We start from the raw sequence: 11,515 nt of genomic DNA on the forward strand, positions 1-11,515 counted from the left end.
GATGGCCGTAAATAGGACGGAAATCCAACCATTTTCATTGTTCATTCTAATAGTACCGCTAATTTTTCAGAAAATGAAGGCTGGCATATTGTGACATTAAGTTCGTATAAAAGACAAAAAAAGGCATTGGAACATAGGGCTATCCAATGCCTTTTTTCTACCAAACAGAAAACACCTTTTACGAGAGCTACTTTCTATATCGACCTCTTCCGCCAAAGAAAAAACACGGCGGGAACAACAAGCAACGTTAATAGTACTGAACTCACCATACCACCAACCATTGGTGCGGCGATACGGCTCATAACTTCAGACCCGGTGCCTGTACCGAATAGAATAGGTAACAATCCGACAATAATCGCTGCTGCAGTCATCATTACAGGACGGACACGCATTCCGGCACCGTGCAATACAGCATCAGAAAGCTGCACTAACGTTGGTTTTTCACCTTCTTTTTCACAATCATCAACCATCTTGAAATAGGCCTGGTTCAGGTAGACCAGCATGATCACCCCGATCTCCACCGCTACACCAGCAAGGGCAATAAAACCAACGCCAACGGCCACCGAAAAGTTATAACCCTCGAGATACATAAGCCAGATAGAGCCAACCATCGCCAGCGGCAAAGTTCCCATGATAATTCCAACCTCAACAAAGTTTCGGAAGTTGATAAAGAGCAGGATGACAATAATGGCTAAGGTCAGCGGCACTACGTATGTAAGCTTTTCCTTGGCGCGGAGCATATATTCATACTGACCTGACCAGGCCAGAGAGTATCCTGCTGGTAATTTAATCTTGTCTGCAACCACCTTCTGGGCTTCGACCACATAACTGCCGATATCAACGCCTTCGATATCAATAAATGTCCAGCCATTGAGGCGGGCATTCTCGCTTTTTATCGCGGGCGGACCATCTTCTACAAACACATTTGCTACATCACCTAAAGAGATACGCTGACCACTCATGGTGACGATAGGCAGAAGAGAAAGCTGCTCTGGCGAATTTCTGTAATCATGCGGGTAGCGAACATTTACAGGGTATCGTTCCTGCCCTTCAACTGTCTGGGTAACATTCATGCCACCAATTGCTGTGGCCACAACCTGCTGTACATCGGCAATATTCAAACCATAGCGTGCTGCTTTTGCCCGTTGAATATCGACTTTGATATATCTACCTCCTGCAACCCGTTCTGAATAGACAGACGCTGTACCTGGGATATCGACCATTATTGTTTCAAGTTGCTGACCGATTTCCTGAATTATTTTCAAATCAGGCCCTGAGACCTTGATCCCGACCGGAGTCTTGATACCGGTCGCCAGCATATCAATCCGTGTTTTGATGGGCATAACCCAGGCATTTGTCAAACCAGGAAGTTTCACCAGCGCGTCGAGTTCTTTTTTCAGACTTTCAGTGGTTAGCCCTGGACGCCATTCTTCCCGTGGTTTTAATTGAATAAACGATTCAATCATGGTGAGTGGCGCAGGGTCTGTAGCCGTTTCTGCGCGGCCCACCTTGCCAAAGACAGTAACAACCTCAGGCACCGACTTAATAAGCTTATCGGTCTGTTGCAAAAGCTCGCGTGCTTTACCTATTGAGATACCCGGGTAGGTTGTGGGCATATACATCAGATCGCCTTCATCAAGAGGCGGGATGAACTCACTACCAATCTTATCAAGTGGCCAAATGCCGATATACAGCACAATAAGTGCGGCCACCAACACCATCTTAGGGAACCGCAGAACACCTTTCAGCACTGGTAAATACATAGCTGTCAATATACGATTGATCGGGTTTTTATGCTCAGGCAGAACTTTGCCACGAATAAAATAGCCCATCAACACAGGAACAAGGGTAATTGAAAGAGCAGCAGATGCGCCCATCGCATAGGTTTTGGTAAACGCCAGCGGCGAGAACATCCGCCCTTCCTGCGCCTCTAAGGTGAAAACAGGAACGAAGCTTACGGTAATAATCAGCAAGCTGAAAAACAGAGCAGGCCCTACTTCGCTTGCAGAATCAGCTACTACCTGCCAGCGGTTTTCTTTGGTCAGCGGTGTTCGCTCCATATGCTTATGCATATTTTCGATCATAACAATCGCACCATCTATCATGGCACCAATTGCAATGGCGATACCGCCAAGCGACATGATGTTGGCATTCAGTCCCTGCATGTGCATAATGATAAACGCAGTCAGAATACCAACCGGTAGACTGATAATTGCCACCAGTGAAGAACGAATGTGAAACAGAAACAGCATACAGACAAGCGCAACGACACCAAATTCCTCCAGCAGCTTATGCCAGAGATTTTCCACCGCCCGTTCAATCAGCGCACTCCGGTCATAGACGGGGATGATTTCAACGCCATCCGGCAGACCTTTCTTCAATTCTTCAAGCTTTGCCTTAACTCCGTCAATGGTCTTTTGAGCATTTTCACCAAACCTCATGACAATAATGCCGCCAACGGTTTCACCTTCGCCATTCAGTTCGGCAATTCCGCGACGCATCTGCGGCCCTTCTCCGATATCAGCAACATCTTTTAATAAAATCGGGGTGCCGTTCTGGTTTACTCCTAAGGGTATATTGCCCAAATTTTCTGTACTTTGCAGGTAGCCTGTTGCCCTAACCATATATTCGGCTTCAGCCATCTCGACTACCGAGGCACCGATCTCCTGATTGCCCCTCTTAATCGCCATCTGGATCTTCGATAACGGAATCCCGAAAGCACGCAATTTTTCAGGACTGACCATAACCTGGTACTGTTTCACCATACCGCCGACAGCAGTCACTTCTGAAACACCGGGAACGGTCTGTAGCTCATACTTTAAAAACCAGTCCTGCAATGAACGCAGCTGGCTGATATCATTTTTGCCTGTCCTGTCTACGAGTGAATACAAGTAGACCCAACCAACACCCGTAGCATCCGGTCCCAATTGCGGTCGTGCTGCTGCTGGAAGCGATGGTGCAACCTGGCTAAGGTATTCAAGTACCCGGCTTCGTGCCCAGTAAAGATCTGTTTTTTCATCGAAGATCACATAGACATACGAGTCCCCGAAAAATGAATAACCACGCACTGTCACAGCACCAGGCACCGACAGCATCGCTGTGGTCAGCGGATAGGTAACCTGATCCTGCACTACTTGCGGTGCCTGTCCCGGATAGGTGGTTTTGATGATAACCTGCACGTCAGACAAATCCGGTATCGCATCAACAGGTGTATTCTTTAACGAATACAGACCAATACCGACCAGAATTGTCGTCGCCAACAACACAAAAAAGCGATTGTTAACTGACCATCGTATTATTGATTGAATCATTATAGCTTCCCAGTTATTTAAGGTCGTCGAGGCTCATATCATCAAGATCCATATCATCAAAGCTCAGCTCATCCAGGCTTTTGTTATCCTCTTTTCCCGGAATATGAATAGACGTAATTTCGTACTGATTTTCCTGGATTTTAGAAATCTCCACATTCAACTCCAACCCTACTGAAAGCAAAGCGATATCGACGGATTCAGCAACCTTGAAATCCATCGTCATCTCTGGCCAATCCCACGCTTTTATCTCTTTATGACTGGCATTGACCATTCTCTGATCGTTTATCAGGCTGTTGATGGTGGCACCAACCCATACACTTCCTGGGACGGATTCTTCTCCATGATTCATCCGTTTAAAGTCTGAAGTCTTGCTGGATTCTGAATCGATCAGGAACTGGGCAGAACTGACAACCTTTTCTCCTGCAGATAGACCGGATAATATTTCGGCTGAAAGTTCATCAAACCTGCCCACCTTCACATTTATTGATTTGAACTTCCCGTCTCCGAGTGCCAGCACAACCCTGTTCGAACTACCGGAACGAATCACAGCTTCTTTTGGAACCAGTAGTGTTTCTTCCGAGCTTTCTGCATGGATAACAACCTGGGCAAACATATCTGGTTTTAATAACTCATTCTCGTTATCAAAGCGCAGCCTCACACGTACTGTACGTGTTTTGGGGTTGAGGGTTGGATAGACATAATCAACCACTCCACGCCAATCCTTGCCTGGCAGATAATCGAGAGTCATGGTGACAGGTAAGCCTTCAGCTACCAGTGAAGCTTGACGCTCAAAAACTTCTGCTTCGACCCATACCTGATCAATTGCACCAATCGACATTAAGGTAACACCGGGTTTTACAAAAAATCCCTGACGAATATTAAGATTATCAACAACGCCTGTCTGCGGTGCATAAAAGGTAATGGTCTGCCTGACCTTTCGGTTCTTTTTCAAATCTCGTATTACTGAATTCGGCACCCGCAGTGAGTCCAGACGGTTTTCTGAAGCTTGAATCAAACGTTCTGATTTTCTGTCCAGTGCCAGGAGTAATTCCTCCTGAGCATTAACCAGTGCAGGAGAATACAACTCATAGAGCGGCTGACCCTTTTTCACGGGATCCCCTGATGTTTTCACATAGAGTTTTTCAATCCACCCTTCAACACGCGGATGAATATGAACCAGTTGATCCTGATCATATTCAACATAGCCAACAGTCTGAATCGTAGAGTGCAACGGCTTTCTCTCTGCAGTTGCAGTGCGCACACCAAGGTTATTGACAACATCCGGGGATATTTTGATAGTTCCAGGACCGGAATCTGACCCGCCTTCATCTTCTTCATAAACAGGTATCAGGTCCATACCCATCGGTGACTGACCTGGTTTATCACGCCGATAATTCGGATCCATCGGCGCAACCCAGTATAGCGGTTTTTTTTCTTCGATCGCTGCACCGCTATCTTGAGCCATACCGCTGCCTCCTGCTCCTCCGGGGATATATTTTTGCAATTCAGGATAGCCAAACCAGGTTGCCGCTGCTCCTATAACTGCCCCGACAACTAGTGAGGCAATAACAGTTCCGCTCTTACTCATTTCAATTCTCCCGCATTGCCGTTGCCAGCAATAATCTGGTCAGCATCTTTCATAAAAAAGTAATTCAGATCAATAATGGATTTCTGTTTTTCAACCCGTATTCCAAGTGCATCGATTGTGGCATTCAGTTCAGCTATCCGTGCCCTGACAACCTCTGCAAAATCACCATCATCAGTGGTGTATGCAGTGAGTGAAGCTTCTGCCTGCTCATGCATTTGTGGTAACAAATCACGCTCAAAAAGACGCTGCCGCTCTTCAAGTCGCACCAGCTGGGTTCTTGAATTTTCAAATTTTGAGATCATTTCACGAATCAACAGCCATTTTTCTGTCTTCACCGCTTGTGTGTTGGAAAGTGCAGACTCGACCTGTTTGTCCTGCCGGTTTTCTGTAAAAAACGGCAAGTCAAAAGTGACGCCAAGTGAAACGAAATCTGCACGATCACTACCATTCTGAGCCTCGGCCCTATAGCCGTAACTGGCGTTTACCCCCCACCCCGGCTTGTAGCTTTGTCGCGCAAGATCTACACCAGTGTCACTTGCCTTGATTTTCCTGTCTATTGCGCTCACCGAAGGGTGCGTTGAGAAATAGGTAAAGAGTTCCTGAGGGTCCACTGTAATTTGTGCCAAATAGATTGCTGGCTGCAGCATCGGCACTTTTGGTAACTCCCGATCTAGTTCCATTTGCGACCAGGAAACCCTCATATCCGAACCCGCGATATCTTCCTGTACGTATTCATGACGAAAATTCGAACTCACCCACTGTGAGAGTTGTTCAATTGCCATCTCTTTTTTCTGCCTCAACATGGTGAGCCTGTCATCAAGCCGGGTCAGCTCAAGTTGAGCACGGATTATATCCTGCTGACGGGTTCTGCCCATAGCTGATGAATAACTCGCCTCGGCAATATCGCCTAGTTGTTCAAAAAGCGGTCTATCTTTTAGAATAAGGGTAATACTTTCCTGAGCTTTATAGGCTTCCAGCCATAGTTTGCTTACCATTACAACAACTTTAGCTTTACGATCCTGTCGCTGAAAAGGAAACTGACTACCGACAATTTCCAATTGTTTTCGTTTTATTGCCAGAGTATCCCCTTTAGGAAACATCTGGGAAACACTAACTTTGATTTGAGTCATCGGCTCCTGATCAATATCAAAGGTGTCGGTTGGAAAATTTGCCAGAGCCACATTCATCTTTGGATCAGGGAGGCTCCCGGCCGCCACACTCATTGACTCAACTGATTTTTGTGCATGTTCTGACCGAACCAGCCATGGGTCATTGCTCTGCGCTGCAGTAACCGCCCTCTGTAGACTGAGTGTTTTTTCAGTGGCTCCAGCAAGGATGGCCCCGTTCGAAACCAGGCCCATGATCACGATGGACTGTAGTAAAACACGCCGAAATGTATGACTACACGTAATTCGTTGGGATAGAAGTTTCACGGATTCCCCTCCTCAGTTGGATGTTTTTTTGGTACTTGAGTTCGATTTACTCAATGTTCTGTCGTAGACAATTGCACAATTATTTGACGCCGGGATTTAAAAATATATTCCATCGTTAAAATCACTCTGCATTACAGGGGGGGGAGAGATTATCCCCTTTTAGTATACAGCCAAAGATTTACTTTTCTGAAGGCTTTACAAAAAATACAATTTATTAAACGCTTACTATCGCATACTGTTTCCTCAAGTGGTTACCAATCGGATATAATTGGGCGACACGATGGAGCTGCTATATGTCGATAGACTGAAGGCTTTAAGCCACCTCAGAATGGGCATAAAACCCGGCTGCAGCATTCAATCTACACAACCGGGTTTATACAAATTACAGAAGAGGTATTTACATAGCCATATGATCATACCAGAACTTCACCGTATGCTTTCCTTCTGCTTCTTTAAAGAGACAGATGACTCCCCACTTACCAGGTTCATCAATAGTAAAGTTTGCAGCAAATACTCCGCCACCGAAGTCTTTCATTTCAGCAAGTTGCTCTTTTCCTGATGGGGATACTAATTTAATCTTGCCTACAGCTTTCATTACTTTAGCGTTATCCCGCATGAATGTGACCATAACATGATGAGTTTTACCTTCCGGATCTTTCATGTTCATACTTGCGAGATCCATCACTTTAAACTCGGTGTGCATGCCGTCAACCATGGCTGTATGTGTGAAGGTTCCGTCTTTACTTTCACTTCCGTGATCCATCCCTTCCATAGTTCCATGTTCTTCTGAGGCAGCGCCTTTATCAGCACTTCCATGCCCTTCCATGGCAATGGTTTGAGTTGCAAATACGAGACTCACTAACGCAAAAAACAGAGCAATTCTTTTCATTTTCTTCTCCTTGTATGAAGGTGTTTTCTTTCCTGGTAGACAGCCGATACGAGTTCATCTTCAAACTCCAGAACAACTCGTATCATCTGAAGTATAAGCATGTCATTGATTGTTAGCAATTCACATGCCAGAGCTTGAAATGGCTGCATAAGCAGTGCATAGCACTGATATTCTGTCAATATGGACGGTAAGTTATTCATGACGTGGTTAATAGGTAACAGACTCTGTATAAATAATTGGCACTATCACGCACGAAGATGTCTAATTGTTGTACAGAGACGATTCGGAATCATTCTATGAAGTGAGAGTTATGGTATTCGTATCTTTTGTACCTGTTAGAATCTATTGACCTGCATGGTTATCATATAGATTTTAAACGACAAGCACTCTGGTGTTGAAGATGATAATATTTTTAATATGAAATAAGTATATTGGGCTGTGATGAAAAAGATGATCAGCAGCTGGTTGTCTACACCATTACGGTTCTCTACTGTAAAACACGAAACAATTCAGATAAAGTGAAGTTTGGCGAAACCGGTAATCTCATTAAAATCTGGTAGTTTTCACATAAGCGGGCAAATGTTTATGGCAGATACTCAACGTATCAAACTGGCAATTCCTCAATCACCGCAACCCATACGCCTATCCAGAACGGCTATAGGTTTGCTTGCAGCAACCATCGTACTTGCTGTTTTGCTCACTTTTTCTACATTGAAGAACATCAACAGGGCCCAGCTGCTCATGGAAAATTTTCTTCAGGATAAAGGCGAGACCATCTTACGATCCATTGAGGCGGGCACCCGGGCCTCAATGGTTATGATGCACCATATAAACAACCAGGACCCGCTCCATAATTTGCTCATCGAAAACAGCAAAGGCGAAGACATTCTTTTTATAGCCGTCGTAGATACCGATGGTTCAATCATTGACCAGGCAGGACATCTTGGAAATGCAGTTCTTTCAGCAGCAGATATTGAGTCACTGTCGACAACAGGACAAGCCACAACCCGATTAAACCGCAAAGGTGATGTATTCATTTACTCAAAGTTTTTCACTATCGACGAAAAAATGCGTGAAATGCATATGCCGGATGAAGAACGCAAGCGGTGGCAGGAGCAACTCGCCGCAAGTAACAAGATTATCTCTGTCGGTCTTCTTACCGAAGAGTTTGATAAAGCCAGAAAACAGGATGCCAGGCATGCACTATTCATGGGAGCAATCCTTTTTCTGGTTGGCGCCGCAGGGTTCTATTTTCTCTTTCTTTACCAGAAAATGCGTATAACAAGTGCTGCCCTCGCAGATGTAAAACTCTATGCCGAGGCAATTATCGAATCAATCCCGGTCAGTATTATCTCGCTTGATGCCGACAATCGCATTGTTTCATGTAACCAAAACACTGAAGATCTCTTTGGCTGTACGCTCGATGATTTGTTGTGGCAACCCGTTGAAAAGGCCTTCCCTGAGTTGGCAACAGCTATTTCAGAATCATGCGGTAGCGCGTTTGAGCAGACAGCAGAAGGGAAAAACAGTGAGGGGTGTATAATTCCATTACGTATCAGTTGTTCCCCTCTTGTCAATCATGATGATGCTTCTATTGGCAAGGTACTGGTCATTCGCGATATGAGCTCTATACGCAATATGGAGATTCAGATTGAGCGCTCAAGAAGGATGGCTGCACTTGGCAAAATGGCGGCCGGTATCGCTCATGAGATCCGCAATCCTCTTGGTACACTGCGAGGATTTGCTCAGTTTTTTGGTAGTAAACCGGAAGCAACTGAAGACGATAAGATGCACTCCAGCCTGATGGTGAATGAAATCGACAGGCTCAATCATACGGTATCAGGATTGCTGCAGTTTTCACGACCACGTGAACCGCACCTGCGTCGACTCTCCATTGATGCACTTTTCGCCAAAACTATCACGCTGATGAAAGCCGATCTCGCTAACCATGATGTTCGGTTTCATTGCCCCCGAAATACAGGTATTGAATATACGGGTGACCCGGATCTCTTACTACAAGTACTTGTGAATCTTTTGAAGAACAGCATAAACGCAATTGCATCTGGTGGCGATATCTCTCTTAGCTGTAAAGAGGATGACCATCATATACGAATATCCGTTATCGATTCAGGATGCGGAATGTCAGAAAGAGAGCGGGAGAGAATGTTTGATCCGTTCTTCACTACTACCAGGACAGGCACAGGATTAGGGCTTGCTGTAAGTCATCAAATTATCGAACAACATCATGGAACATTTGAAGTTATAACAGAAAAAAACACAGGGACCACAATCACAATGGTATTACCAAAATGATATGTAGGGAACCCATGTATCAAATAACATACATGTGAATGTTCTGCTGGTAGATGATTATACCGGGGACAGGATCAGCCAACTGATACAGTTGGTTCTTAGCGCAAATGAATCAGGAACCGGAAAAGAACTGATTGCCTGAAAGACTGTCTTTTGGCTAAAACTCCTATTGTCGGACAGCCTCCTAATATCTCACATTCTATTTTGTTCGGTTACTTTTCATATTAAAACGAATATATAAGTCTGCTTCGCACGTCGATGGCATCCTTCTCATCATCTTCATAATCCAGAATAGAGAAATCGACAGAAGCATGTAGATTTTCAAATTTCCCGGTAAATTTGTATAGCAGATTCAAGGTCCATTCATCAAGATCAGCCCCATCAGCAGGATTATCAAACGATGTGTACCTCAATGTAGATTTCAACCCGACAACTGTGTAGCCAACTCCTACCTGATATGCATCTGTATCCGCCTCAAAAGCACCTGCCCCTGCAGTCTTTGTAGTAGTGGTATATTGATAAAATGCTCCCTGGCCGAGACCATGGAACACACGCTCATCTCCAGGATCACCACCTGTCGTCGTAAAACCTGCAAAAATATCGACACCTCCAAAATTCGCACCTGTTTTAAAACCTATCAACTGATTACTGTCTTTGATTGAGTCATCCCAATCCGAATAAAAATATTGCGTAGCCGCAAACGGTTTGAAAGCGATATCAAATGTGTATTTAGCGTCAGCATATACGCCCTGCACAACATCAATCACATTGCCATACATAGCCTGAATCTCAAGCCCCTCAACTACGGAATTCTTGAGATATACTATCCACATTCCGTCATCACCAACATCATAAAAATCGCCAGGCTCACCTGTTCCATTAATATCATATTCAACAAACGCGTTATCACCATATGACGACTCATCTGTTCGTGTCTGGTATTTCGAAACCCAGCCTCCTGTAATTTCAGTATCTTTCAGGTCAGTGTTTCTTAAGAAATACATCTCAAAAGATTCTTGAATAAGTCTTGAACCCGAATCTGCAACCAGAGGTGAGCTGAAGTGCTGTCGACCACCTTTAAACCTGGTTTTATACAAATCGTATTGCAAGTAGGCTTCAGACAAAACTGCGCCTTCCGCATCCATGCTACCAGTTGTTTTACCATCGTCATCGTCTATGCTCCCGACAAACGATGCCTGAAACTTAGCACCAAGATGCAAACCGTAAATCGTTCCTGTTGTATATTTCAGATGGCCGCCATTTGCCCAGATATTGCTATCATTTTTTCCAGTGCCATCAAATAATTGTGCAAAATAGTAGGACCTTAGCGATCCTTCGGCTTTACCTTTTGTAAATAACTCTTTGAGATTTGTTGCATCCTCAGTTGCAAACACAGGCGAAAAATTCCCCATGAGTCCCATTAGTATGAACAGGCCATACACATTTGAATGCTTTCCCATTCCTTTCTCCCTGTGATGATAATTGATTATTCAAACTCAACTCAGCATATCTTGAAGAGATGCATCTAACAACAAGGTGGGCCTATCACTTGCATACCTTTGTTTTTTTGAAATTTATTGCGTGATAAATACCACCATCGGGAAGAGTAAAGTATCCCTCTTTACCGATTGGTTTTATAAAATTCCATTCAGTTACAGTTATATAGTGTTATAATTACGAAATAAATGCAACCTGCACCAATAGCGAGTGAGGCAATACCTTTATTCAGTGTACTTTTTAGTTCAATTTTGATTCGCTCTGTTTCTTTTTTGCATAGTAAGCCTGGGCCACAGAAGACGGCATCACATGCTGCATAGCTAACGTTCGAATGTACTTTTTTTTAGGTGCACACATTGGATTATTTGCATGTTCCTTTTTTGAAGTCTGTCTTTTTTAGAGATAATGTCTAACTTGACTTTTACATCACACTACTTTTGGTAAAATTGTCTGAATATATCTGGTCGGGATTTCTAAATTATGC

6 protein-coding genes are annotated in these 11,515 nt (G+C 44.2%); 1 reads left to right on the top strand and 5 read right to left on the bottom strand.

Translation table 11 applies throughout. The features are described from left to right. Window positions 1-194: 194 nt before the first annotated feature. The 4 genes from FCL46_RS10675 to FCL46_RS10690 form a co-directional block, all read right to left on the bottom strand. Complete coding sequence (locus FCL46_RS10675; protein WP_136806456.1) at window positions 195-3,311, bottom strand: efflux RND transporter permease subunit; 3,117 nt, start codon at window positions 3,309-3,311, stop codon at window positions 195-197. A gap of 13 nt (window positions 3,312-3,324) precedes the next feature. Then, on the bottom strand, window positions 3,325-4,899 hold the full coding sequence (locus tag FCL46_RS10680) for an efflux RND transporter periplasmic adaptor subunit (RefSeq protein WP_136806457.1): 1,575 nt from the start codon (window positions 4,897-4,899) through the stop codon (window positions 3,325-3,327). Then, window positions 4,896-6,332 carry a TolC family protein gene (locus FCL46_RS10685; RefSeq protein ID WP_217909604.1) on the bottom strand — a complete coding sequence of 479 codons (1,437 nt, stop codon included), beginning with the start codon at window positions 6,330-6,332 and terminating at the stop codon, window positions 4,896-4,898. The genes FCL46_RS10680 and FCL46_RS10685 overlap by 4 nt, the downstream gene beginning before the upstream one ends. A gap of 397 nt (window positions 6,333-6,729) precedes the next feature. Then, entirely contained in the window at window positions 6,730-7,221 is a 492-nt protein-coding gene (locus FCL46_RS10690; RefSeq protein WP_136806458.1) for a hypothetical protein, read from the bottom strand. A gap of 585 nt (window positions 7,222-7,806) precedes the next feature. On the opposite strand from FCL46_RS10690, the gene FCL46_RS10695 reads away from it, so the two are divergent. After that, window positions 7,807-9,534, top strand: coding sequence for a two-component system sensor histidine kinase NtrB (locus tag FCL46_RS10695; protein ID WP_167505807.1), 1,728 nt, complete (start codon window positions 7,807-7,809; stop codon window positions 9,532-9,534). Window positions 9,535-9,758: 224 nt separating this feature from the next. On the opposite strand, the gene FCL46_RS10700 is transcribed toward FCL46_RS10695, so the two are convergent. Next, window positions 9,759-10,994, bottom strand: coding sequence for an OprD family outer membrane porin (locus FCL46_RS10700; protein WP_136806460.1), 1,236 nt, complete (start codon window positions 10,992-10,994; stop codon window positions 9,759-9,761). Window positions 10,995-11,515 lie beyond the last annotated feature (521 nt).

The organism is Desulfosediminicola flagellatus (genome assembly GCF_005116655.2).
Classification (GTDB): Bacteria; Desulfobacterota; Desulfobulbia; order Desulfobulbales; family Desulfocapsaceae; genus Desulfopila; species Desulfopila flagellata.

Excerpts from the sequence above, each read along its gene's own strand:
- FCL46_RS10690 (WP_136806458.1), bottom strand. The coding sequence starts at position 7,221 with ATGAAAAGAATTGCTCTGTTTTTTGCGTTAGTGAGTCTCGTATTTGCA.
- FCL46_RS10695 (WP_167505807.1), top strand. The coding sequence starts at position 7,807 with ATGGCAGATACTCAACGTATCAAACTGGCAATTCCTCAATCACCGCAA.
- FCL46_RS10680 (WP_136806457.1), bottom strand. The coding sequence starts at position 4,899 with ATGAGTAAGAGCGGAACTGTTATTGCCTCACTAGTTGTCGGGGCAGTT.
- FCL46_RS10675 (WP_136806456.1), bottom strand. The coding sequence starts at position 3,311 with ATGATTCAATCAATAATACGATGGTCAGTTAACAATCGCTTTTTTGTG.
- FCL46_RS10700 (WP_136806460.1), bottom strand. The coding sequence starts at position 10,994 with ATGGGAAAGCATTCAAATGTGTATGGCCTGTTCATACTAATGGGACTC.